Origin of the sequence: Bacteroides cellulosilyticus, assembly GCF_020091405.1 — a bacterium.
GTDB lineage: Bacteria > Bacteroidota > Bacteroidia > Bacteroidales > Bacteroidaceae > Bacteroides.
The window spans coordinates 2,870,664-2,896,285 of record NZ_CP081903.1 but is presented as its reverse complement, the minus strand read 5'-3'; the positions used below and the strand labels follow the sequence as shown (position 1 = coordinate 2,896,285).

The 25,622-nt window shown below is 44.6% G+C and carries 22 protein-coding genes; 11 read left to right on the top strand and 11 right to left on the bottom strand.

Features of this window, described 5'->3' with window-relative positions; translation table 11 throughout:
• Nucleotides 1-43 precede the first annotated feature (43 nt).
• From K6V21_RS10310 to K6V21_RS10295, 4 genes are all read left to right on the top strand, one after another.
• Complete coding sequence (locus tag K6V21_RS10310) at nucleotides 44-3,019, top strand: tetratricopeptide repeat protein (RefSeq protein ID WP_408912872.1); 2,976 nt, start codon at nucleotides 44-46, stop codon at nucleotides 3,017-3,019.
• A gap of 77 nt (nucleotides 3,020-3,096) precedes the next feature.
• Nucleotides 3,097-4,686, top strand: a complete 1,590-nt coding sequence (locus tag K6V21_RS10305; protein ID WP_217714754.1) for a bifunctional response regulator/alkaline phosphatase family protein — start codon at nucleotides 3,097-3,099, stop codon at nucleotides 4,684-4,686.
• Between the two features lie 25 nt (nucleotides 4,687-4,711).
• On the top strand, nucleotides 4,712-5,137 hold the full coding sequence (gene tsaE / locus K6V21_RS10300; RefSeq protein WP_224321705.1) for a tRNA (adenosine(37)-N6)-threonylcarbamoyltransferase complex ATPase subunit type 1 TsaE: 426 nt from the start codon (nucleotides 4,712-4,714) through the stop codon (nucleotides 5,135-5,137).
• A 6-nt stretch (nucleotides 5,138-5,143) separates the two neighbouring features.
• Nucleotides 5,144-5,359, top strand: a complete 216-nt coding sequence (locus K6V21_RS10295) for an immunity 17 family protein (protein WP_224321704.1) — start codon at nucleotides 5,144-5,146, stop codon at nucleotides 5,357-5,359.
• 124 nt (nucleotides 5,360-5,483) lie between these two features.
• Here K6V21_RS10295 and K6V21_RS10290 read toward each other — a convergent pair whose 3' ends face one another.
• The 6 genes from K6V21_RS10290 to dnaE form a co-directional block, all read right to left on the bottom strand.
• Nucleotides 5,484-6,857: an efflux transporter outer membrane subunit gene (locus tag K6V21_RS10290; RefSeq protein ID WP_224321703.1), complete on the bottom strand. Its 1,374-nt coding sequence runs from the start codon at nucleotides 6,855-6,857 to the stop codon at nucleotides 5,484-5,486.
• A gap of 3 nt (nucleotides 6,858-6,860) precedes the next feature.
• Nucleotides 6,861-9,992: an efflux RND transporter permease subunit gene (locus K6V21_RS10285; RefSeq protein WP_217714757.1), complete on the bottom strand. Its 3,132-nt coding sequence runs from the start codon at nucleotides 9,990-9,992 to the stop codon at nucleotides 6,861-6,863.
• Between the two features lie 24 nt (nucleotides 9,993-10,016).
• On the bottom strand, nucleotides 10,017-11,237 hold the full coding sequence (locus K6V21_RS10280) for an efflux RND transporter periplasmic adaptor subunit (RefSeq protein WP_217714758.1): 1,221 nt from the start codon (nucleotides 11,235-11,237) through the stop codon (nucleotides 10,017-10,019).
• A 219-nt stretch (nucleotides 11,238-11,456) separates the two neighbouring features.
• On the bottom strand, nucleotides 11,457-11,795 hold the full coding sequence (locus K6V21_RS10275) for a hypothetical protein (RefSeq protein ID WP_007212268.1): 339 nt from the start codon (nucleotides 11,793-11,795) through the stop codon (nucleotides 11,457-11,459).
• Nucleotides 11,796-11,842: 47 nt separating this feature from the next.
• A complete protein-coding gene (gene trxA, locus K6V21_RS10270; RefSeq protein ID WP_007212267.1) occupies nucleotides 11,843-12,160 on the bottom strand; it encodes a thioredoxin in 318 nt (105 codons plus the stop codon).
• Nucleotides 12,161-12,238: 78 nt separating this feature from the next.
• Nucleotides 12,239-16,033, bottom strand: coding sequence for a DNA polymerase III subunit alpha (gene dnaE / locus K6V21_RS10265; protein WP_224321702.1), 3,795 nt, complete (start codon nucleotides 16,031-16,033; stop codon nucleotides 12,239-12,241).
• A gap of 170 nt (nucleotides 16,034-16,203) precedes the next feature.
• Between dnaE and K6V21_RS10260 the strand changes: the two genes are divergently transcribed.
• The 3 genes from K6V21_RS10260 to K6V21_RS10250 all read left to right on the top strand — a co-directional run bounded on the left by K6V21_RS10260 (nucleotide 16,204) and on the right by K6V21_RS10250 (nucleotide 17,982).
• On the top strand, nucleotides 16,204-16,893 hold the full coding sequence (locus K6V21_RS10260; RefSeq protein ID WP_007219622.1) for a phosphatidylserine decarboxylase family protein: 690 nt from the start codon (nucleotides 16,204-16,206) through the stop codon (nucleotides 16,891-16,893).
• Between the two features lie 7 nt (nucleotides 16,894-16,900).
• A complete protein-coding gene (pssA, locus tag K6V21_RS10255) occupies nucleotides 16,901-17,599 on the top strand; it encodes a CDP-diacylglycerol--serine O-phosphatidyltransferase (protein ID WP_224321701.1) in 699 nt (232 codons plus the stop codon).
• 68 nt (nucleotides 17,600-17,667) lie between these two features.
• A complete protein-coding gene (locus K6V21_RS10250; RefSeq protein WP_217714761.1) occupies nucleotides 17,668-17,982 on the top strand; it encodes a DUF4834 family protein in 315 nt (104 codons plus the stop codon).
• Here K6V21_RS10250 and K6V21_RS26730 read toward each other — a convergent pair whose 3' ends face one another.
• The 4 genes from K6V21_RS26730 to K6V21_RS10235 form a co-directional block, all read right to left on the bottom strand.
• Nucleotides 17,983-18,162: a hypothetical protein gene (locus K6V21_RS26730; protein ID WP_044269634.1), complete on the bottom strand. Its 180-nt coding sequence runs from the start codon at nucleotides 18,160-18,162 to the stop codon at nucleotides 17,983-17,985. It lies immediately after the preceding gene.
• 214 nt (nucleotides 18,163-18,376) lie between these two features.
• Nucleotides 18,377-19,243 carry a hypothetical protein gene (locus tag K6V21_RS10245; RefSeq protein WP_224321700.1) on the bottom strand — a complete coding sequence of 289 codons (867 nt, stop codon included), beginning with the start codon at nucleotides 19,241-19,243 and terminating at the stop codon, nucleotides 18,377-18,379.
• A gap of 358 nt (nucleotides 19,244-19,601) precedes the next feature.
• On the bottom strand, nucleotides 19,602-20,036 hold the full coding sequence (locus K6V21_RS10240; protein ID WP_224321699.1) for a nucleoside deaminase: 435 nt from the start codon (nucleotides 20,034-20,036) through the stop codon (nucleotides 19,602-19,604).
• A gap of 34 nt (nucleotides 20,037-20,070) precedes the next feature.
• Nucleotides 20,071-20,304, bottom strand: coding sequence for a hypothetical protein (locus tag K6V21_RS10235; protein ID WP_217714763.1), 234 nt, complete (start codon nucleotides 20,302-20,304; stop codon nucleotides 20,071-20,073).
• A 93-nt stretch (nucleotides 20,305-20,397) separates the two neighbouring features.
• Between K6V21_RS10235 and K6V21_RS10230 the strand changes: the two genes are divergently transcribed.
• From K6V21_RS10230 to K6V21_RS10215, 4 genes are all read left to right on the top strand, one after another.
• The gene (locus K6V21_RS10230; protein ID WP_217714764.1) at nucleotides 20,398-20,763 is read left to right on the top strand and encodes a YraN family protein; all 366 of its coding nucleotides are present in this window, start codon (nucleotides 20,398-20,400) and stop codon (nucleotides 20,761-20,763) included.
• A gap of 104 nt (nucleotides 20,764-20,867) precedes the next feature.
• Complete coding sequence (locus tag K6V21_RS10225) at nucleotides 20,868-22,616, top strand: AAA family ATPase (RefSeq protein ID WP_224321698.1); 1,749 nt, start codon at nucleotides 20,868-20,870, stop codon at nucleotides 22,614-22,616.
• A gap of 40 nt (nucleotides 22,617-22,656) precedes the next feature.
• Nucleotides 22,657-23,013, top strand: coding sequence for an MmcQ/YjbR family DNA-binding protein (locus K6V21_RS10220; RefSeq protein WP_217714766.1), 357 nt, complete (start codon nucleotides 22,657-22,659; stop codon nucleotides 23,011-23,013).
• Nucleotides 22,997-23,806 carry a biotin--[acetyl-CoA-carboxylase] ligase gene (locus K6V21_RS10215; RefSeq protein ID WP_258771379.1) on the top strand — a complete coding sequence of 270 codons (810 nt, stop codon included), beginning with the start codon at nucleotides 22,997-22,999 and terminating at the stop codon, nucleotides 23,804-23,806. The genes K6V21_RS10220 and K6V21_RS10215 overlap by 17 nt, the downstream gene beginning before the upstream one ends.
• A gap of 458 nt (nucleotides 23,807-24,264) precedes the next feature.
• Here K6V21_RS10215 and K6V21_RS10210 read toward each other — a convergent pair whose 3' ends face one another.
• On the bottom strand, nucleotides 24,265-25,416 hold the full coding sequence (locus K6V21_RS10210) for an ISAs1 family transposase (RefSeq protein WP_224319883.1): 1,152 nt from the start codon (nucleotides 25,414-25,416) through the stop codon (nucleotides 24,265-24,267).
• Nucleotides 25,417-25,622 lie beyond the last annotated feature (206 nt).

Genomic DNA, 25,622 nt, shown 5'->3' with positions numbered 1-25,622 from the left:
GAAACGCAAAGCAATCCTCCTCACTGGCATCTTAGTCACTTTGATGCTCATTACCGGATGTTCTACCCGAAAGAATACAGCCGGCACACGCTTCTATCATGCCCTAACCACCCGTTACAATGTCTACTTCAACGGAAACGAAGCTTATAAAGCCGGATTGCAGGCACAGCAACAAGGGAATAAGGATAACTACATGGAAATGCTCCCCCTCTATCCCATCGGCAATAAAGAAACTACAGGTATCGGTACTTCCGACTATGAGCGAGCCATTGAGAAAGCGCAAAAAGCCATTCGTCAGCATTCTATCAAGCGACGCCCCATACGTAAACCAGGACGGGCATACACGGACGAATACAAAAAATGGCTGGCACGTCGGGAGTTCAATCCTTTCATACACCGTGCATGGCTGCTATTGGGAAAAGCACAATATCAGAAAGGAGATTTCCCGGAAGCTGCCTCAACCTTTTCTTATATCGTGCGCCTCTATGACGGACAGACGAGCATCACTTCCGAAGCTCTGATCTGGCTATCCCGCTGCTACTCAGCTCTGGGCTGGCAATACGATGCTGAAGATGCTCTGAACCGGATAAATAACGATAGTCTGCCGCTATCACTGGCAGTCCCTTATGCTTCGGCAACAGGAAACTACCTGTTGGGCAGTCAGCGATACAAAGAAGCCATCCCCCATTTGGAAAAAACCGCCAAAAACGAGAAGAACAAGCAGCAAAAAGCGCGATGCTATTATCTCTTGGGACAGACTTACCAGCTATTGCAACAACCGGAACAAGCTTATCAATCATACAGCAAAGTAATTCGTCTCAACCCTCCGTACGAACTGGCACTGAGTGCCCGTATCCGCCAGACGGAAGTGATGCCCACCGCCAATAGCCGTAAGATAACAGGAAAGCTACTGCGGCTGAGCAAAGACGAGAAAAACGAAGAGTATCTGGATCAGATTTACTATGCATTGGGTAATGTTTACCTGGCCGGGAAAGACACGGCGCAGGCTCTTTCCGCATACCACAAAGGAATAGAAAAGAGCACCCGTAATGGTGTGGAGAAAGGAATTCTTCAACTGACATTAGGAAACTTGTACTGGCAGCAGGCACGCTATGCCGAAGCGCAGAAAGCATATGCAGAGGCAATAGGATTGATAGATAAGACACACCGGGAATATGCCGACATTACCACCCGTTCGGAAATATTGGACGAACTGGTACCTCATACCAATACCATACAGTTGCAGGATAGTTTGCAGCACCTTGCCGGGATGCCGGAGGCGGAACGAATGGCCGTCATAGAAAACATCATTGCACAGGTCATCGCCCGGGAGGAAGCCGAACGCAAGGCGGCCGAAGAAGCAGAGCGGGAAACAAACCGCCTGCAGATGCGGGAAGAAGCGGAAAGTCAGTTACCTGCAACTTCGATTATCAGCAAACCGGGGCAAGGCAATACCACTACTTCACAAACTACCCAGCCGGCAATAGGCGGAAAACAGGATTGGTATTTTTATAATCCACAATTAGTGGAACAGGGAAAAGCAGAGTTCCAACGTTTGTGGGGACGCAGAAAACTGGAAGACAACTGGCGAAGGAAAAACAAAACTGTGGTTGCACTGGACGATTTTGAAGAGGTAGATTACAGTGAACCGGAAGATATTACCCCCAAAGACAGTATCCGGAACAGTCAGGAAAATGAAACCACAGAAAGTCCTGTATCCCCCAAAGAAGATTCTAAAAAGGGAACTGCCGACAGTATCGCCAACGACACGCATCGTCCGGAATACTATCTGGCACAGATCCCATTGACAGAAGAGGCCATGCAGGCATCCAACGCATTGCTATCGGAAGCTTTATACGGTGCCGGAATGGTTTTCAAGGATCGTATGCACGATTTCCGACGGGCAGAAGCCATGTTCGAAAGGCTCATCCGGCAGTTCCCGGACTTCGCGCAAGCTGATGAAGCCTATTATCAGTTATTCCTGACGGAATTGGCTATAGAATATTATGAGAAAAAAGGCAGTTCCGCTGAAAAATATAAAGCCGAACTTATCGCCCGATTCCCCGAAAGCCGTTATGCCAAGACACTGGCTGACCCGGATTTCGCAGAGAATGCCATACATGGTAAACAACGCGAAGATTCACTCTATGTCCGTGCTTATGAGCATTTCCAGATGGGCGACACAGCCACCGTGCGGGCTGCCGAACATCTTTCTTCCGAAATATATCCATTAGGGCAACACCGCCCGAAGTTTATGTTCCTCGAAGCCGTCACCCGACTGCAAGGAGGAGAAACTGAACGGTTCCTCGCCACTCTAAAAGAACTTGTACAACAATATCCGCAGAATGAAATCACCGATCTGGCCGCCCATATACTGAAAGGCGTACAGGAAGGGCGTCTGCTGGCCCGTGACAGCCATACATTCGGTTCTATCTGGCAACGCCGGAATGCCGAACTGGCCGAAGCAGGCAATCTACTGGGTGACAGTTTGAGCAGTGCCGCTATTCTCCCACCAGACAGTGCTTTCAGCACAGAGCGCAATGTACCGTTCCTCTTTATCCTTGCTTATGAAGAAGGAAAAGTAAACGAGAATATGCTTCTGTTTGAAGTGGCACGCTATAATTTCTCCACTTTCCTGGTTAAGAACTTCGACCTTGCATTTGCTCACGAACGGGGTATCGGTATGTTGCAAATTCGTCCGTTCAACAATTACGATGAAACACAGCAGTATTTCCACCGACTTTATGCAAATCCCGAAATGGCGGCACGGCTCAGTGGTATGCGTGCTATACTCATCTCGGAGACCAACTATGCGCAATTAATCAAACAATATAGTTTCGATGATTATGATGCCTTCTACCGTACACATTTCTCTTCCATACCGGAACCGGAACTAAAAGGCTATACACTGGATGAACCTCTGCTGAACCTGCCGACAGAGGAAGAAGAACGACAGAGAGAAGAAAATCTGCCTACGGAAGAGGACGACCCGGAAAATGGTGTTATCTTTGGCGAGTGAAACAGTGACGAGTTACGAGCTACAAGTTGCCGCGCTATACTCGTAGCTTGTAGCTTGTAGCTAAAAAACTAACAGATATGAAGAGAGATAGATTACTTTGGGTGGACGATGAAATCAGTTTGTTGCGACCGCACATCCTGTTTTTGGAAGGCAAAGGCTACGAAGTAGATACCGTAACCAACGGACAGGATGCACTCGACCGCTGCCGCGCTACAACCTACGACCTAATCTTTCTGGACGAAAACATGCCCGGACTGAGTGGTCTGCAAACTCTGGCATTAATAAAAGAAATCTGCCCCACCGTCCCCGTTGTCATGATCACCAAGAGTGAAGAAGAGAACATCATGGATATGGCTATCGGACAAAAAATTGCGGATTACCTGATCAAACCCGTCAATCCTAACCAGATATTGTTGTCGCTAAAGAAGAATCTGCATCGTCGGGATATAGTCAGCGAAGCCGCACAAACCGGTTATCAACAAAATTTCGGTAAGATAGGCATGCAAATCAATGACTCGCTGACAGCAACAGACTGGATGGAATTGTATCGCCGCCTGGTATACTGGGAACTGGAATTGGAAGCTACAGACAGTCCCATGAGCGAGATGCTTGCCATGCAGAAAGCAGAAGCCAATTCTGCCTTTGCCAAATTCATAAAGAAAAACTATGCCAACTGGGTATCAGACGAGAAAGGGGCAACTAACACACGCAAGCCCTCTTCGGAAAACACCGACCGCCCTCTGATGAGCCCGGATCTTTTCAAACGCATCCTTTTCCCTCTGCTGGACAAAGGGAAAAAGATTTTCTTTATTGTACTTGATAATTTCCGGTACGACCAATGGCGCGTTCTTGCCAATGAGCTATCCGGCTTATTCAACATTGAAGAACAACTCTATTTCAGTATTCTGCCCACCGCCACGCAATATGCCCGCAATGCCATCTTTTCCGGACTGATGCCTGACCAGATAGCCAAGCTTTTTCCCGAATTATGGATAGATGAGGACGAAGAAGAAAACAAAAACCTGAATGAAGCCCCACTGATACGTACCATTATCGAACGTTATCGCCGCAGTGACACCTTCTCTTACCATAAAATTAATGATGCTTCCGGTGCAGAACGTCTGCTGGCACAACTTCCCGCCTTAGCACAGAATGACCTCAATGTTGCCGTATTCAATTTTATCGACATGTTGAGCCACAGCCGAACGGAAAGCAAAATGATACGCGAACTCGCCTCTACCGAGGCAGCCTACCGTAGTATCACCCTTTCCTGGTTTCGCCACTCACCACTGAGTGACTTGCTGAAAGCGCTTGCCAGTCGTCAGTACCGGGTTATCATCACCACCGATCACGGTAGCATTCGCGTAGACAACCCGATAAAAGTGCAAAGCAACAGTAAAGAAATCAATGCCAACCTGCGATATAAACTGTCACGCAACATGGCATACAATCCCAAACAGGTGTTTGAAATCACCCGCCCTTCTGAGATACACCTCCCCTCACCCAACGTGAGTACACGCTATATCTTCGCCACAGGCCGGGATTTCTTTGCCTATCCTAATAATTACAACCACTACGTCAGCTACTACACCGATACCTTCCAGCATGGAGGCATTTCGATGGAAGAGATGATTATCCCACTTATCACACTGAGTGGACGAAACTGAAAGTAAAATCATAATTAAATATAGTATGGAAATTAAAATTCAATCTCTGGACCATATCCATGAAGCCGCCCGCGAGTTCATCGCCGCTATGGGTGACAATACTGTTTTCGCTCTCTATGGTAAAATGGGAGCCGGTAAAACGACTTTTATCAAGGCACTTTGCCAGGAGTTGGGCGTTGAAGATGTCGTTACGTCACCCACCTTTGCCGTTATCAATGAGTATCGTTCGGACATAGCGGGAGAATTGATCTACCATTTCGACTTCTACCGGATCAAGAAGCTGGAAGAAGTATATGATATGGGATACGAAGATTACTTCTACAGTGGCGCACTCTGTTTCATCGAATGGCCGGAACTGGTGGAGGAACTGCTACCGGGCAATACCATAAAAGTGACTATTGAGGAACAGGAAGACGGTTCGCGCAGGTTGACAATGGAAAATCCGGATTAATAGCTTATGAGCCAATACATCGTACAAGGTATATTCGCGGTAGCCGGCAGCATCTCATTACTGGCGGCTGTGTTTGACTGGGAGTGGTTTTTCACTGCCCGCAACACACAGTTCGCCGTAAAGAGTGTAGGACGGCAGCGTGCCCGGTTATTCTATGGCGTACTGGGAGTGATTCTCATCGCAATGTCCGTATTCTTCTTCCTGAACACGCCAAGGGGATGATGCCGTACTATGCAGGGTGCCCGCATAGACCTATGCAGGGTGCCCGCATAGACCTATGCAGGGTGTCCGCATAGACCTATGCAGGGTGTCCGCATAGACCTGTGCAGGGTGTCCGCACAGGCAGCTACCGCCATCCCCCGCCAAGTGCCTTATACAGCCGCACCAGTGTGATCTGCTTATCCCGTATCGCATTGCTCAATCCGATTTGCGCGTCGAAATATCCACGTTGCGCATCCAGCACGTCCAGATATCCGATTACGCCATTGATATACTGCAACTGAGCCAACTCCACATTGGTTTGCGCGGCTTGTTCCAGTTGCAGGCGCGACTCATAAATATCCTTTATCTTATTGAAATCTACAATTGCATTCCGCACATCCTTGAAAGCCGTCAGCACTGATTTCTCGTAAGAGTAAACCTCCTGTTCGTACGCAGCTTTCTTAGCTTTCAGCATCGCCCGGTTCTTACCCATCGCAAACAACGGCGTCAGCAAGGAACCACTCAGAAAATGATAGGGTGATTTCAGGAAATCAGAGAATTCAGCACTCTCCAAACCATAATGTGCCGTCAGAGCCAGACGGGGAAACATATTAGTATACGCAAGGCCTACTGTCGCATTTGCCGCAATCAATTTCTGTTCCGCCTGACGTACATCCGGACGGCGTTCCAGCAATGTAGACGGAAGTCCTACAGGAAGGTTTTCCGGCAATTTCACCTCTTCGGGCAACACCGAACGTTCTATCTTCCGTGGATATTCACCTGCCAGGAAAGCAATGTCATTCTCCTTAATGGAAATCTTTCGCTCCAGATCCGGTACCAGCGTTGCAGTACGTGCAAATTCCACCTGTGCCTGTTGATAAGAGGTTTCCGAGGTAAGTCCGCCTTCAAAACGAAGCTTTGCTAACCGCACACCTTCTTTACGGGCATTCAGTGTCTGACGAACAATAGCCAGTTCATTATCCAAAGCCACCAGTTCAAAATACGCCTGGGCCACTTCTGCCACCAGGCTCATTTTCAGTGCCCGTTGCGCTTCTATCGAACCCCAAAAATCCGCCATACTCTTATCTTTCGCCCAACGCAAGTTTCCCCAAAGGTCCACTTCCCATGAGACGATTGCCTTTGCTTCATAGCTACGGTCCGAATCATAATTGTCTCCACCATAGTTCTCCGCTTCCTTGTCTGCATACAACTTACCACTAACTTGCGGGAAAAGATTAGCAAAATCTATGCGTTTCATTGCTGCCAGCTCCTTCACTCGCGCGGCAGCTATCTTCATATCCTTATTATATTCGAGCGTCCGCTCTATGAGCGCTTGCAACGTAGTATCGGTGTAGAGTTCCCACCATTGCCGGTCGGCAATAGAGAGCGTGTCCTGTTCCGTTGAGTCAAGCTGCCCAGGCAGGTTCAGTTCCGGACGTACATAATGTTTACCCAACTGGCATGAACTGAACAACAGCACCAACGCCATCATGTAATATATTGTATATTTTCTTTTCATAACTTATCGTTTAAATCGCTTCGTAACTTTCTTAATATTCGTACTCTTCGCTTTTGCCTTCGCCTTATAAATCAGTACAAAGAAGAACGGTACCAAAAGAATGCCTAACGTCACAGCTAAAATCATTCCAAAGAATACACCGGTACCAATAGCCTGACGGCTTGCCGAACCCGGTCCGCTGGCAATAACCATCGGCAACATACCGAGAATAAATGCCAATGACGTCATCAGGATAGGACGGAAGCGCAGCTGTGATGCATGTAAAGCCGCCTTAACCACATTCGCTCCACGGTCTACTTGTTCTTTGGCGAATTCTACAATCAGAATCGCGTTCTTCGCCGCCAGACCAACCAGCATTACCAATCCGATCTGGAAATAGACATCGTTCTCCAATCCACACAACCACACTCCGAGGTAGGCTCCCAACGCGGCAATAGGCAATGAAAGCAACACCGCAATGGGCACTGTCCAGCTTTCGTAAAGTGCTGCCAGGAAGAGGAATACGAACAGGAATACCAATGCCAATACCATTGCTGTCTGTCCTCCGGCCTGTTTCTCCTGATAAGAAAGTCCACTCCATTCCACACCTATATTTTCCGGCAAGTGTTCGCGAGCTATCTGCTCAATGATTTCCATGGCCTGACCGGAACTGTAACCATCCGCTGCTCCGCCACGAATTACGGCACTGTTGAACATATTGAAACGTTTGATGCTACCCGGTCCCGTGGTATAGGAAGTGGTTCCGAGAGAAGTCAACGGTATCATTACATTATCCGCCCCACGTACAAAAAACAGGTTGATATTTTCTTTGTGTTCCCGATAAGGCGCTTCAGCCTGAATGTATACACGGTAGATACGATTGAACATATTGAAGTCGTTCACATATACCGAACCGGTATAAGCCTTCATGGTTGAAAAGACATCTGCCAACGGCACTCCCGCCAGTTTTACCTTATCACGATCCACGTCGAAATAGAGTTGCGGAATATCCGCCTGTAAAGATGATGACAGTCCGGATAACTCCTTACGCTGCGATGCATAATACATCAATGTATCCGTAGCCTGCACCAGATTATCGAATGTGGCATCTCCACGTGCCTCAAGCTGCATTTCGAAACCACCCGAACTTCCCAATCCCGGGATAACCGGTGGTGTGGAAAGATAGACTTTACACTCGGGATATTCCTGCAAATCCTTTTTCACTTGTGCCATCACCTCGTCAATGGTTTGTCCGTCACGCGCACCCCACGGCTTCATAATAACCGTCAGTTCGCTACGTGCCTGGCTGCTGCCTACACGAGGACTGCTACCCACTACGCTCTGTACATACTCTACAGCCGGGTTCAGCATCAGATACTCCACTGCACGCTCTGACACGGTACGTGTACGCTCCAGTGTCGCACCTTCAGGCAATTCCAGTTCCACTTTGAAGTAACCCTGATCTTCCACGGGTAAGAAACTGGTCGGTATCAGGCGGTTTATCAATAAGATGGCTACCAGTACCACACCAAATGCAGCCAATACTCTGCGAGGATTCCCTATCACTCGTGAAATCTGACGGACATATTTACGATTGCCCATATTCAGCGCATAGTTGATATAACGGAATACGATATTCTTTCGCTTATGCGATTCCGGTTTCAATATCAACGAACACATCACCGGGCTCAAAGTCAATGCAACCACCGTAGAAAGTAATACGGAAACCACAATTGTCACCGTGAATTGACGATAAAGCTGCCCTGTGATACCACCCAAGAAACTAACCGGTACAAACACAGCCGCCAATACCAGAGACGTCGCAATAATTGCACCCGTCAATCCCTCCATCGCTTTTTTCGTAGCTTCGTAAGGTGGCAGTTTCTCTTCGTGCATAATGCGCTCTACATTCTCCACAACCACAATAGCATCGTCCACCACAATACCGATAGCAAGTACCAATCCAAGCAATGTAAGGATATTGAGCGAAAAACCGAATATCAGCATGAAACCGAACGTACCAATCAGGGAGATAGGCACTGCCACAATCGGAATAAGTGTGGCACGCCAGCTTTGCAGTGACAGGAATACCACAATAATTACCAGTATCAATGCTTCAAACAAAGTCTTATATACTTCGTGAATGGACTCCGAAATGTATGTCGTCATATCAAACGGAATCTCGTAGCTCAATCCGTCAGGGAAGTTACTGCTGATTTCATTCATCGCCTTCTTCACATTCTCCGCCACTTCCATAGCATTGGCGCCCGGAAGCATATAAATGCCTAACACCGCTGCATTTTCACCGTTTATACTACTCTCCGTATTGTATGAGGACGCCTCCAGCGAGATGCGTGCCACGTCGCGCAAACGAACAATGGAACCATCCGCATTCGCACGAACTACGATTTCTTCAAACTGCCCTACAGTAGAAAGACGCCCCTGGGTCGTAATGGGAATGGTAATATCCAATCCTTGTACAGGTTGTTGCCCCAGCACACCGGCTGCGGACTCACGGTTCTGATCTTTCAGAGCATTCTGCAAATCGGCTACGGTCAGTCCGAAGTTTGCCAATTTGTCCGGTTGCACCCAAATCTGCATTGCATAGTAGCGGCTACCAATATTGGAGACACGCCCTACACCTGGAATACGACGAAGCAAATCGAGTACGTTCAGTGTAGCGAAGTTACTCAGATATATTTCATCAAACTTCGGGTCGGAAGACATCAGACAGATAGTCATTAACTGGCTGGCCGCCTGTTTTTCTACGGATATACCGTTCTGTACCACTTCTGCCGGAAGACGGGACTCGGCCAGTTTCAAACGGTTCTGTATTTCTACTGCCGCCAAATCGGGGTCGGCAGAAATATCAAATGTCACTGTAGCGGAAAAACCACCGGAATTGGAACTGTTGGACTCCATGTAGAGCATTCCCGGTGTTCCATTCAATTCTTGTTCGATAGGTGTAGCTACCGCCTGTGATACTGTCAGTGCGCTGGCACCGGGATATGAAGCACTAATCTTCACCACCGGTGGCGTAATCTGAGGATATTGGTCAATGGGGAGCATCGTCAACCCGATGATACCCACAATGACAATCAGTATGGAGATGACAGCCGAGAATACCGGTCTGTCTATAAAGAAACTTACTTTCATATGCGTCTGTTTTATGTTCGTCAATTACTTTTCAGTCTTAGCCGAATCCGGTGTCTGACTTTGATCTTCGTCTTCTTTCTTCAACAGGGCATTGTTAACCTTAACTTTTATACCCGGGCTTAGTTTGTGATATCCTTCCACCACTATTGTTTCACCCGGCACCAGACCTCTCTCCACTACTACCTGGTTCTGGAATTCAGGTCCTAGTTCTATAAAACGACGTTCTACAGTAGAATCACGACGCATTACAAACACATAAGCACCACCTTTTTCGATGATAACGGATTTCAGGGGAACTACTGTCGCATTCTCCCGCACATCCAGCAAGAGCTTCACTTTAGTGAACTGTCCCGGAAGTAATACATGTTTCGGATTGGGCATTTCGGCACGAACAGAGAATGTACCGGTGCGCGGGTCAACCTGCGGCTCGGCAAAGTCCACCAAACCTTTGAAGGGATAAACAGTGTTATCTGCCAGTGTTATAGAAATATTGGGCTGCCAGGAACGGGTAGAATCTTTCTGTCCCAAATTCACATTGCGCTCTTTGGTTTTCAGGTAATCCAATGCCGTCATACTGAAGTCTACCAGTACTGTATCACTCTTCACAATGGTAGCAAGCAATGACTTACCACCCGTACCTACCAGTGTACCAAGGTCTACATATCGTTCACTGATATGCCCTGCAAGCGGTGAGCGGACAATGGTATATCCCAATTCCAACTCGGCCTGATCCAGATCAGCCTGACTCATAGCAACACTTGCTTCAGCCGTTTCATAGGCAGCCACTGCATTATCCAAATCCAATCTACTGGCAGCATTCTGCTCATATAAAGGACGGATACGCTCCAAGTCATTCTGCGCCTTGCGTACCTGCGCCTCATCCTTTTTTAGTTGTGCACGCGCCTTGTCTGCCTTCGCGGCATACTGGTCGCGGTTGATTACAAACAATACCTGATTCTTCGTCACATAGGTACCCTCTTCAAAAAGCATATTTTCCAGATACCCTTCTACACGGGCGCGGACTTCTACAAACTGCTGGGCACGGACACGTCCTACATATTCACCATAGATTTCAACGTCATCCTGTATCACCGGTTCCACGGCTACCACCGGAAGATCCGGTGCAGGTGCCGGACGGTGGGTAACGAACCAATAAATTGCTGCCAACACCACTATAGCTATTGCGGCAATCACTGCCTGCCTTTTCGTTATTCTGATTTCTCTCTTCTTAAAAAACGATTTCATAAGCTCTCTGTTTATGTTAATGTTAAAAACCCTATAAGTAAAAAACACAACTGGCGTGCCAAAGTTCGATGGTTGTACCTTTATTATTCATAGCCAACGCATTAAATGACTTAACAAGAATAATGAAGAGTGTAGAACCTGCTCTACAAGTGTGGAATAATTCCACAAAAAAAGTCCGAACAAACTGTCCGGACTCCTTTTTTACTTAACTGAACCTTTCTATTCTTCATCATCATCCAATGACTCCGTATATTCCAGTTCACCTTGAACCACGAACAGGATTTCTTCCGGATCATAGTCACCCATCTCGTCTTTGTGGGCTTCCTTGATGATGTAATCCACGATTTGCCCCAGATCCACTTCGACACATCCTTCTTCGTCCGGCTCTACATCCAGAATGCCGCTTTCAGAATAATACTCGTCAATCAAATCGAGGAAATAATAGAATTCGTCGTCAGAGAACTTCTCTTTTAACTCCTGCGGCAAATAATTCTTGATGTATTCGATGGTTTTTTCGTCATCGAGATCATCCTTTAAGAAATCGTCTTCCAGTCCCATAATAGTTAGTTTTTTTAAGGGTTAATACCTTATTTATAGTATGCTCCTTAGAGGAGCATTTTTTTTATCTTATCATCAAAAGCTGATTTGGAAGCAGAACCTACCTGTTTGTCAACCAACTCACCGTTTTTGAAGAATAGTACAGTAGGGATGTTACGAATACCGTATTCAGCAGCTACATCGCCATTTTCGTCTACATCGCACTTACCGATGAGAACCTGTCCTTCGTACATCTCTGCCAATTCTTCAATGATAGGACCTACCATTTTACAAGGACCACACCAAGGGGCCCAAAAGTCAATCACTACAGGCTTACCCTCTGCAAGGATCTCCTTATAGTTGCTGTCTGTAATTTCTAAAGCCATTTCTTTAAATATTAAGTATTAATTATTAAGTATCAAGCCGGCATCATTTTGTGGTATCCCGTTGACGGTTCAAAGATACTAATTTATCCGGAATTCCAGTTCCGGACGATCATTTAAATAAGAGATTAACTCACGTCCTACGGAAAGTTTCACTGGACGGGAAATCATATCTACCACTGTCTTACTATCAGGATCACTCACTTTGAAATAAAGTTCCGTCGTTCCGGGATTCCCTTTCATTAGCGCCGCAAGCTCTGTAACCAAAGCCTGGTTCAGCACGGAAAGCGGTATCAGAATGGTGATTTTGGAAATCAACTTTTCCTTTACATCCGGCAACAATTCCATAGAGGTAATCTTTACTTCCAGTTCATCCTGCCGCCACTGTTTAGGCTGGCAACGCGCTTTTATAAAGAGGAAAGTACGTTCACCCAGATACCCCTGATAGGTTACCCAGTCATTACCAAAGAAAGGAAGTTCCGCCGAACCGGAATAGTCTTCAATCTTGGCAATGCCGTAAGGATTACCATTCTTACTGATACCCCGGCGTACGGAAGTCACAATTCCTCCCATCGTTATTTCACGACCGGCAAGCGCCGCTTTGTCTTCCAGTTCAGCCATACGCGTATTGCAAACATGTTGCAACACAACCGAATATTCATCCAGCGGATGAGCGGAAAGATAGATACCCACCAGATCACGTTCCCTGTTCAGACGATCCAGATCACTCCAGCGTTCAGCTTCAGGAATTTCAGGAGTAGCTATGTCAACTACATTCTCACCACCGAACAAAGAGTTGGCGGCAGCCGCCTGATCTGCCTGATAACGGTTACCATAGCGTACCAAAGTTTCCAAGAAAACTTCATTCTTAGAGTTCACGGCAAAATATTGCTCGCGCTTCAACTCCGGAAATTCATCGAAACCTCCTGCCAGAGCCAGACATTCCAGATTCTTCTTATTACAAGCTGTCAGATTGACGCGTTGCACAAAGTCGAATATACCTTTGAAAGGACCATTCTTCTCACGTTCTTCCATGATATTCAGCACGGCACCTTCGCCCACACCTTTCACTGCACCGAGGCCAAAACGTATATTTCCTTCCGGGTTAACGGTGAACTTCAAGTTACTCTCATTCACATCCGGACCAAGAACTTTGATGCCCATAGCCTTACATTCGTCCATCAGCTTAGTGATATCGGTAATGTTCGACAAACTTCGACTCATTACGGCTGCCATATACTCGGCAGGGTAATTAGCTTTCAGATAAGCCGTCTGATAAGCTACCCATGAATAGCAAGTAGCATGAGACTTGTTAAAAGCATAGGATGCAAACTTTTCCCAGTCTCCCCAAATCTTTTCAAGTACTTTCGGATCATGTCCGTTCTTGCGTCCGCCTTCAACGAACTTAGGTTTCATGTGATCCAGTTTGTCACGTAGCTTTTTACCCATCGCTTTACGCAAGGCATCGGACTCACCACGAGTGAAGTCAGCCAACAGACGGGACAAAAGCATCACCTGTTCCTGATATACCGTAATACCATACGTATCCTTCAAGTATTTCTCCATGACAGGAATATCGTACTCAATCGGTTTCCGCCCATGCTTACGGTCGATAAAATCCGGGATGTAATCCATAGGTCCCGGACGATAGAGAGCATTCATTGCAATCAAGTCTTCAAAAGTAGAAGGTTGCAACTCACGCAGATATTTCTGCATACCGGCAGACTCAAACTGGAATGTACCAATCGTACGTCCATCACTATATAGTTTATAAGTAGCAGGATCGTCAATAGGCACTTTATCTATATTCAACTCCAGCTTGCGGTGCAGGCGAATATTCTCTACGGCTTCCTTGATGATTGACAATGTTTTCAATCCCAGAAAGTCCATCTTGATCAAGCCTGTATCTTCAATTACCGAACCTTCATATTGAGTAACGAGCATCTTTTCACCCGTTTCTTTATCATCGGCCGTACTTACAGGCACCCAGTCGGTAATGTCGTCACGACAAATAATCGTACCGCAGGCATGCACACCCGTACCGCGTACGTTACCTTCCAGCATTTTGGCATATTTCAGCGTATCACGCACCAAAGGATCGGGAGAAGCCTCAGCCGCCTGCAATTCAGGAACATAATCAATAGCGTTCCGCAGGTTCAGCTTTTTATCAGGTATCTTATCGGGAACCAATTTGGCCAAACGGTCAGACTCCGACAGAGGAAGTTTCTGCACACGGGCCACGTCCTTGATAGCAAGTTTGGTGGCCATCGTACCATATGTGATAATATGCGCCACTTTTTCCTGACCGTACTTTTGTGTCACCCAGCGAAGCACTTCACCACGTCCGTCATCATCAAAGTCGATATCGATATCAGGCAAGGAGATACGGTCGGGGTTCAGGAAACGCTCAAACAGCAAGTCATATTTAATGGGGTCGATTTTTGTAATCTGCAAGCAATACGCTACTGCCGAACCGGCCGCTGACCCACGTCCCGGACCTACCGAGACACCCATATTACGCCCGGCAGCAATAAAGTCCTGTACAATAAGGAAGTATCCCGGGAAACCCATTGTCTTCATAATGTGAAGTTCAAACTTCAATCGCTCCATTACTTCTTCAGACAAAGGGTCACCATAAAAGACTTTAGCACCGTCAAAAGTTAGTTTGGCAAGATAGTCTGCCTCTAGTTTAATACGATATAATTTTTCATATCCGCCTAAACGTTTGATTTTCGCCTTAGCATCCTCCTCACTTAATACCACATTGCCATTTTCGTCCTGAGTGAACTCATCAAACAAATCCTTCTCAGTATATTTTTGCCGATACCCTTCTTCTGTTCCGAAATCTTCAGGAATAGCAAAAGTCGGCATGATAGGCGCATGATCGATTGAATAATATTCTACCTTATTTAGGATTTCCAGCGTATTGGACAAAGCCTCGGGAATGTCTGCAAATAATTCATTCATTTCAGCTTTTGTCTTCATCCACTCCTGTTTGGTATAAAGCATGCGTTTAGGGTCATCCAGATCTTTACCCGTACTCAGACAAATCAAACGATCGTGTGCCTCAGCATGTTCCTCGTTTACAAAATGAACGTCGTTGGAGCAAATAAGTTTGATATTGTATTTTTTGGCAAACTCTATCAGCTTGGCATTCGCCCTCTGCTGTAGCGGATAAGCTTCGTGATTGGCACGGGGCACGGTTGCCTTATGACGTTGCAACTCCAGATAATAATCTTCACCAAAAAGATTTTTGTACCAACGCACGGCTTCTTCCGCATCTTCCAATTGGTCGTTAAGTATCTTTTTAGGCACCTCACCACCAATACAAGCTGAACAGACGATCAATCCTTCATGATACTTTTCCAGTTCGTTACGGTCTGTACGCGGACGCATATAATATCCTTTTGTCCAGGCTCTGGATACCAATTTTATCAGATTATGGTATCCTTTCTCATTCTTAGCCAACACAATCAAGTGCCAACCGCTCTGGTCGGGTTTACCTTCTTTCTTATCCATGGTGCGGCGTGCCACATACATCTCACAACCGATTATCGGCTTGAACAATTTATTTTCCGCTTCCGCAAGCTTCGCACGACAATCAGCAAGTTCCGCGTCTTTGTCTTCGCAAGCTATCTCACCACTTTCAATACCGGCTATCCGCTTTTTGAGATCTTTAATCTCTCCCTTCGGCCCGCCATTCTTCTTGTTAACGTAATTTGTGAACTCTTTAATGCCGAACATATTACCGTGGTCAGTCACGGCTATCCCTTTCATTCCATCCTTCATAGCCTTGTCCACCAACGCGCTTACGCTGGCCTGACCATCGAGGAGGGAGTACTGGGTATGAACGTGCAAATGAACAAAATCCTGCATAAATATCTCCTTTCAATTGAGAGCATAAAAGTACAACGTATATAAGACCTAACAAAAATATTTCCCTAAAAGTTATCAACATCTGCATTTCTCGCCCCAAATGCTTGTTAGATTTTCAAAATAAGCCTATTTTTGCCGATAATTTCTATTCGAAGAATAAAACAACTTACATGAGTCGACTAAAAAAACTAAAAAAGATACGAATTCACCGTGAGGGGACACATACACTGGCCGGCAGTTTATTGTTGCTACTGGTTGTTAATTCCGCTCTCTACTTTGGATTAGAATGCAAATTGCCATTCTATATCGTAGCTGTGGTAAGTATTGTCCTGTATGGAATGCTGGTGAATTTTTTCCGATGCCCTATCCGCCTGTTTGGCCAGGAAGACACCGAGAAGATTGTGGTGGCACCTGCCGATGGTAGAATAGTAGTCATAGAAGAAGTGGATGAGAATGAATACTTCCACGATCGTCGGCTCATGATTTCCATCTTTATGAGTGTTATCAATGTACACGCTAACTGGTATCCGGTAGACGGAACCGTGAAGAAGGTAGCCCATCATAACGGGAAGTTCATGAAAGCCTGGTTACCGAAAGCCAGTACGGACAACGAACGTTCTACAGTGGTAATTGAAACTCCCGAAGGTGTAGAAGTAATGGCACGTCAGATTGCCGGAGCGATGGCACGACGCATCGTCACCTATGCCGAACCCGGCGAAGACTGTTATATCGATGAACACATGGGCTTTATCAAATTCGGTTCCCGTGTAGATGTATATCTCCCGTTGGGTACAGAAGTGTTCGTAAAGATGGGACAAACCACTACAGGAAACCAGACTGTGATAGCCAAACTAAAATAACTAAACAATGCCTAACTGTATTACCCGCCATATCCCCAATACATTGACATGTCTGAATCTGTTCTCAGGCTGTATTGCATGTGTTATGGCTTTCGAGTTCAAGTATGAATGGGCTCTTATCTTCATTATTATCAGCGCTGTTTTTGACTTCTTCGACGGAATGTCAGCGCGGTTGCTGAATGCTCCTTCTCCTATTGGAAAAGAATTGGACTCTTTGGCAGATGACGTCAGCTTCGGAGTAGTACCCTCAGTAATTGTATTCTCTTTATTGCGCGAAACTACTTATCCCTACTGGATGAGCAGTTTTCAAGAATATGTTCCCTATTTTGCTTTCCTCATCGCTGTATTTTCAGCATTGCGTTTGGCTAAATTTAATATTGACGAACGCCAGACCAGCTCATTCATCGGCCTGAATACTCCTGCCAATACCTTATTTTGGGCAGCAGCTGCGGCACAATACCATGATTGGCTGATACAAGGTGGAGTAGTCCTGTATGGTTTGTTGATTTGCATCGTATTATTCTCTCTGTTACTGGTATCTGAATTCCCAATGTTTGCCTTCAAACTGAAGAATTTCTCTTGGGAAGAAAATAAAATCCGTTATTTGTTTTTGATAGTCAGCATTCCTTTGCTCATCTTTGTAGGACTTGCAGCTGTCATTGGCTGGTACATCATTCTGTGCTGGTTTGTGAGAAAGAAGCTCTAAACAAATCTTCTGGCACGGTTGTTGTACTATCGTTCGTAAGACGAACAATATATAAAAACGATTAGCCCATGTTTCACATCTTAGGATTTTTATTTATCATTATAGTTGTTATTCTGGTCATCGGACTCAGCATCATCGGCACCGTTCTCCGAACTGTTTTCGGACTGGGGAAACGCCGTAGTTCTTCAGGTACTTACCAGAATGGCGGAGGAAGTTATCAATCCGGTGGAGGTTATTCTTTCTCGGGTGATCAACAGCAGAATAATTCTTCGCAATCCAACGGAGAAACAACTTCCTCTGGAAATGATATCCATAGAAAACACAAGAAACTTTTCTCTAAAGATGAAGGAGAATACGTGGATTTTGAAGAAATTAAAGAATAATCAGATTTTTGCCATGCCGGTAAGAATGTATTTGCCTCTCAGATTATGCTCCTTCATATAAATTTGAACTTCCAGTCGACAAGCAGACATTAAGGCATATCCCACTAATCTGTCATTCATAGCTTTGATAAATGAATACTCTGTATCGTTGTGAATAAAAGATATACGATGATATTCCATTACATAATGCATTTTAAGGATCCGTTAAGTAGTCAAATATACGGATAAAACACGAAATACAGATCAAAAAGAGGAACTATATTAGAATTCAACGACATTTATTATAAACCTTCATAAGTACGGTATAGTCATCGGCAAGTATATCTTTACTACCACTACCTTTTTCGGACACAAAGTCTTCGGTACAATAATGAAACTTAGGAAACAGTCAAAGTTACCATTGCCTAGCCTTGGCTATCCCCTTAATACGTTTAATCATGGGATCAACTATTTTATGTTCAGCATCCGGTGTTCTATTCATGTGATCTCTATCTATGTATTCAACATATTTAGCATCCCATAAATCCCTTGCATCTTGAACTGCATTAACATAAGCTGCTTGCCCTTTTATTTGCGATAGTGCAGTTTGTTTATTTTGTGCAGCCATTGGCACATTCAGTCCATTAAATTTCTTTTCTATTTTATCACTCACATCTATTAATGCAGGCAGCAAACTATTAGCATGGATCTTTTCATGCTCCTCTACCGCTTTCACCATATACCAAGCATTAGTCGGTGTATCCCCAAGGTTTTCCAAATCATCTACTTGAGCTCTCCAATTTGCAGCATTAGTATTTCCACCGGGTCCTGTAACTTCTGTCACACCAGGCAATAACGTTGCCTGAAGCGAATAATTCCCTAGCAACTGAACTAATTTAGCCCTCCACAAATGATCCTTAGCATCTCTAGTCACATTTAGAGTAGGTGTAATAGACTCATCCTCTGTGTATCCCCAAAACCCTCCACCTGCAACTATCGCAAGACTTCCGGGAGAAGGAGCAACTTTAGTAGTAATACATCTCGGTTTGGCTTTCCTAAAATTACAAATTCCATCCTTCTGAGACTCAGTCTCAGTTAAGGCTACATCTATCTTCACTCTTTGCATCGCATTCAGTTGATTTAGTAATGTCCCCTGCATTTTTTTTCCTTCCATTACAATTTCCAAGAGATTCCCCTTGTCATATTGGTGTTTTTCCTTCTTCTGAACAAAAGAGTTTGTAATAGTCCTACTCTTATTTTCCTTCTGCATCAACTTATACATATTGCAAATTATTTATATAATTAAATGACATAAAAGCTATTTTACACCCTCAAAATGCACAAAATAGAAAGTAATAAAAAAAGTTCATCTACTTTTAACTTAATGAAAAATCTCTTTTTATTACCCAACCATTAATAACACAAAAGTACACATTAATAAAGTAATACTATTCCATATAATAGTATTTTTCACTTAAAAATTTAATATACTATATAACAATGAATTACAGAACAAAGAGATAATACTTTTGATAAATTCATGTTTTTTTTGACGATTTGTACTTAGTTCTATTCAAAAGCAAATTGAGAATTCAACAAAAACTCTATAAAGGACAAATAAATCATCTTTTATATCAGCCTCAACGCCGTTTTGCCGCAAAGAAATCTTTCATCAATGCCGCACAGTCTTCAGCTAAAACACCTTGTAAAACTACTGTCTTAGGATGCAAAGCCTGAGATGCATAACGCTGATATCCACGTTTCTCATCTCCGGCACCAAACACAAGCCTTCCCATCTGAGCCCAGGCAATCGCCCCCGCACACATAACACAAGGCTCTACTGTAACATAAAGAGTGCATTCATTCAGATATTTTCCGCCAAGAGTAGAGGCTGCGGCAGTAATAGCCTGCATTTCAGCGTGAGCAGTCACATCAGTCAAAGTTTCCGTTAAGTTATGGGCGCGAGCTATAATACGGTCTTTGCATACAACGACTGCGCCAACGGGCACTTCTCCCCTTTCGGAAGCCTTACGTGCTTCAATCAACGCCTGTTTCATATAATAGTTATCGTCCATCCGCTTCAATTTAATTAGAATTAAAGAATTCTCTTTATCGTCTCATATCATGCTCACCGAAAAGGGTCGGATAATCTTCTTCCATATTCTTATGGATAAACATGAGAATAGTCTCCCGCAGCCACCGCGATTTATTCGTTATCTTGTATTTTTCCAGATAACGGTCTACAATCCGTAGCTCTTCCTCGCTCATCAGGCAAACAATGCGCTGTTCGCGTTTGGGCTCTTCAGGTGTTGCTTTCACACACGTTTTATCTCTCTTTCTCATATTTCCTGCAAAATTAGTTTTACTTCTGTAAATACAAAGCAGAAAAAACGTATTTTTGCATAGAAACAGCTAAAAATAAAGACGAATACAGGTATGGCAGCACACAATGCTCTCGGAAAGGCCGGAGAAGACACCGCAGTGGCGTATCTGGAATGTAACGGATACACTATCTGTCACCGTAATTGGCGGAAAAATCGTCTTGAGCTGGACATTGTGGCAGTCAAGGATGGACAATTAATCGTGGTGGAGGTAAAAACCCGCAGCAATACAGAATACATCGAACCGCAAGATGCCGTTAACTGGCAGAAAGTACGCCATATTGTAGTAGCCGCTGATGCTTACATCAAACATTTCAGTATTGATGCCCCTGTCCGCTTTGATATCATTACCGTTGTCGGTGAAGCTAATGCATTTAAAATAGAGCATATCAAAGATGCATTTTATCCGCCAATGTTCTAAATCAAACATGAAAAGTGCTTTTACACAGCATTTTCGTAATTCTTCTTGTCCGTTTCGGGAAAACTCTCTATCTTCGTTCAGAAATATTCTAAAAAAACTCTATCATGAATCAGGCAAATTCCACCAAGCTGATCCCTTACGGGATGACAGACTTTCCAGCAATTATCCGTAATAACTATTATTATGTCGATAAGACGGAATATATCAGACAGATAGAACAGACTGCCCGTTTCTTCTTTTTCGTCCGCCCCCGCCGTTTCGGAAAGAGTCTTTTCCTCAATATGCTGGAATGCTATTATGATTGTAAGGCAGAAAAACAGTTCGATGAACTGTTTGGCAACTTATACGTGGGAAAACATCCTACCCCGGACCGCAACAAGTATCTTGTGCTGAAGATGAGCTTCTCCAGTATCGTCTCCGACCCGGAAAAAATGGAAGCCTCATTCAACAGTAACTGCGACATGATATTTACGGACTTTTGTCTGAAATATGCAGATTTACTGCCACCGGACACCCTTGAAATGGTACAACAAAAGGAAGTGGCTTCTGAGAAGCTGACCGCAATATGCCTGTCATTGCGGAGACAAGGCCTGAAGATGTACCTCATCCTCGACGAATACGACAATTTTGCCAACAACGTACTGGCCAACTACGGTAATACCCGTTATCGCGCCCTCACCCATGGCGACGGTTTTCTGCGGAACTTTCTCAAAACCGTCAAAGACTATACTGACAGGGTTGTGGAACGTATGTACATCACCGGTGTCAGTCCTGTAACGATGGACGATCTCATAAGTGGCTTCAATATCGCCAGCAATCAAAGCACCAACCCGGTATTCAACAACATGATCGGGTTCACCGAAGCCGAAGTACGGGAATTGCTGGAATACTACCGGCAGCAAGGAAAAATCATTCATCCCGTTGATGAGTTGATCAGCATGATGAAACCGTGGTATGATAATTACTGTTTCTCAGGTCGTTCACTAAAGGAACTGCCGATGTATAATTCAGATATGGTTCTCTACTTCGTGAACAGTTATTTAAGCACGCAACTGCCACCCGAAAACATGCTCGACACTAACTGCCGCACTGACTATAACAAGCTGCGCCACCTCATCCTTATAGACAAAAACTTCGGCAAAAATGCCAGTATCATTCAAGAAATCATCACACAGGGTGAAACGGTTGGCAGGATAAAAGAGTCCTTCCCCGCCGTGGAGATAGCGCAAACGGATAATTTCAAGAGTCTGCTCTTCTATTACGGAATGCTGACAATAGCGGGTACACGCGGACCGATGCTGCAACTGACAATCCCCAACCAAGTGGTGCGCGAACAACTATACGGCTATCTGGCAGACGCATACCGCACCGCCGGACACATGGACCTGGATGTTGACGAACTGAACCAACTGATGTACGGCATGGCTTATTCCCGTGAATGGGAAAGCTACTTTCAATATATCGCCACCCGGCTAAAGGAACAAAGTTCCATCCGCGAATTCATGGAAGGTGAAGCGCACGTCAAGGGCTTTCTCCTCAGCTATATGGGCATGAACAGTTACTACATAACAATGCCCGAATACGAAATGAACAAAGGCTTCTCCGACTTCTACCTGATACCCAACCTTCCGCAACTGCCCGATATGCCGTACAGCTATGCCATTGAAGTGAAGTATTGCCCCCGCGACGCCAAAGATGCAGAAGTGGAGAAGTTGCTGGAAGATGCAGGAATGCAGTTGGCGCAATATGTAGCCTGTCCGAAAGTACAGGAAAAGAAAGGTACTACGGAAATCATCGCAATCGCCCTGGTGTTCCGCGGATGGGATTTGGTGAAATTCAAGCAAATTTCGTAACCGGACACCCGCAAACTAATAGAAATTAAAAACAGAAAGTATGGATATAGAAACCGCCCGCGAATACTGTCTCGCAAAGAAAGCCGTAACGGAATGTCTTCCGTTCGACGAGTATTCACTTGTGATGAAAGTAATGGATAAGATGTTTGTACTGATTGACTTGGAAGGCTCTAACAAAATCTGTATGAAGTGCGATCCGGAGTATGCAATAGAATTGCGTGAGCATTACTCAGCTATTGAGGGCGCCTACCACTTTAACAAGAAATACTGGAACCAGATCTTCCTTGATGGCGATGCGGACGATAAACTGATAAAGAGCCTCATCGACCATGCTTATGAGGAAGTACTAAAGAAGTTCACCAAGAAAATGCGTACCGAATATGATGCCCTGCCCTGATATGAAGAAAGAACCGAATTTGATGATTACTCCCGCAGAGTTTCCTGTCCCACTGATCATATTGCCGGAAACAGACTCTACGAATAACTATTTAACTCAACTTTGCGGTGAACAGCAATCCGTTGTCCGAGAGTTCACGACGGTCATAGCCGAGCGCCAGACTGCCGGTAAAGGGCAGCGTGGCAACAGTTGGGAGTCCGAAGATTGCCGGAACATCACATTCAGCTTCGTGCTCTATCCCACTTTCGTTGAAGCCCGTCGCCAGTTCATCCTTTCTCAAATCGTCTCCCTTTCCATTAAAGAAGAGTTGGACGAATGGACAAAAGGCATTTCCATCAAATGGCCGAATGACATCTACTGGAACGAAAAGAAGATTTGCGGCATACTGATAGAAAACGACCTCTCCGGACATCACATCGGACGCAGCATTTCCGGCATTGGTGTCAACATAAACCAGGAAACTTTTCGGAGCAATGCCCCCAACCCGGTATCTCTAAAGCAGATCACAGGACAAGAACATGAACGCTATCTGATACTCGCCAACATCATGAGGCGACTCAAAGAATACTATATCCTTCTGCAAACAGACTCTTCGGGCGATGCCGCCAACTGTATTGCCGAACGATATGCCCGCTCTCTTTTCCGTCGGGAAGGTTTCCACCGCTATGCCGATGCAGACGGTGAATTCCTTGCACGCCTGTTATGCGTAGAACCGGACGGGCGATTTATTCTTGAAGATCAGGCAGGAAAGGTACGCGGATATCTGTTTAAGGAAGTACAATACATTCTTTGACAAACTCAAAAAACAGATGCCGCATTTAAAAATTGAATTCAACCGCTACCCAGAGTTTATGCACACTTTTACCTACACGCTTACACCCATGCTCTGTATCGCCCTATTCATCGGCAATGAGCGATGGTGTAGGCAAATTTTAAAAAGGTGTAAGTAAAATTGCCTACACCAACGTAAAACAGAGTTATACCGCTAATAATAGGCTTATTACACTTCTTTTAGCAGATAAATCGACTGTTTCAACACCCCTCATTTTTCGTTTTTTTCTTCATCACAAAGACGTCGAATGTGCCAAGTAGCAGTAGTTTGCGCCATCCCGGTGGGAGAATCCCCGCCTTACAGTGATGCTCAGAACAGTGTTTGTTTACGTTGACTGCCTATGTTTTTCCGGTTAGCTACCTATGTTATTACATTATAAACCAACAGTTTAGCATTACCCACAATTCAGGGCTGACGCATTAAAAATATTTCATGGATAAAAGTTCACAAAGTAGTTCATTATCCCATCCTGCTGCCTTTCTTTTCCCTTTTACGCTTCCTTTTCTTTCATTTTTCTTAATAACCATCAGTGCTATTTTATTCATAAGTGAAACGTTTTGTGCCGCATTTCCGGTTTTTCTGCCTGCATCTTCATTAAAAGAGACATCCAACTGCCAATGCAAATTGTTTTCAATAGCCCAATGTGCCCGTATAGACTCTGCTATTTTTTGAGGTTCCAGCCCTAAAGAGGTGATATAAAACCTATGGCTTACAGAGGTTTCGCCTGTTGTTTTGATTGTTCTTTGTGAAGATATTCTCACAACCGCCTTCAATCCCTTCCATTCTTTGAACATTCCGGTTAAAGCCTGGCAACTGTACACAAAACATTCACGGCGTTCGTGTCTGCCATGAGACTCTTCCTCTGTTATATATTTGCCGTATCTGGTGGCATAATGTGCTTTGTTCACATCGATATTTTTATCATCCAAATCATCAAACCAACTTTTGACGGTATTATAAAGATTCTTATGGTTTTCTTTCAGAGCTAAGACATAATCTGCTCCACCCTCTATTATTTTTTTAGCAATATCCGTTTGACACCCCATTGCATCAATGGTTACAATGCACTTGACTAAATCCAAGGCTTCTAACAACAACGGGATAGCCACGATCTCGTTATGTTTTTCATTAACTTTCAGCTGTCCAAGACTGATGCCATTAGCTGTAGCCCAAGCACTAACCATATGAAGTTTAAAATTTCGATTACCAGTGGGGTGAGATGAGCTACATTTACTGGCACCACGAATGGTTTTGCCGTCAATAGCTACAACACCCTCATATTTCTCGCAGATTTCAAACATCCAATGCCGAAAAATACGTTCGAAATACTCAGGATTCAGAGCACTGAAAAAACGATTGAAGGTATCGTGACTGGGGATAGATTCCAATCCGGGCAGCCGTTCGCGGAAAAAGTCAATCTTGGCATTGCCGAAATCTTCTACTTCATACCAGGATTCTGCACCACATATTACAGCAGCCATTGAAATATAAACGATAGCATCGGCAGAATGTACACGTTTTCTGTCAATACGAGGATCATTGATTTGTTTACAAATACTAAATATTGCCATTATTTTAGTCAATTTATGTTTCTTAATTGCTTATAAAGATAAGAATTTAAGATGACATATAAAAATAGTTTATACATTAATTGTCAATTATATATAGTGCGATTTTAATAAATTGAATATAAGTATTTATGGTAAAAACTATAATGCGTCAGCCCTGACCCACAATTATAAATCACGTGCTTCACAATCGTGGTCCTGTTGCTTCA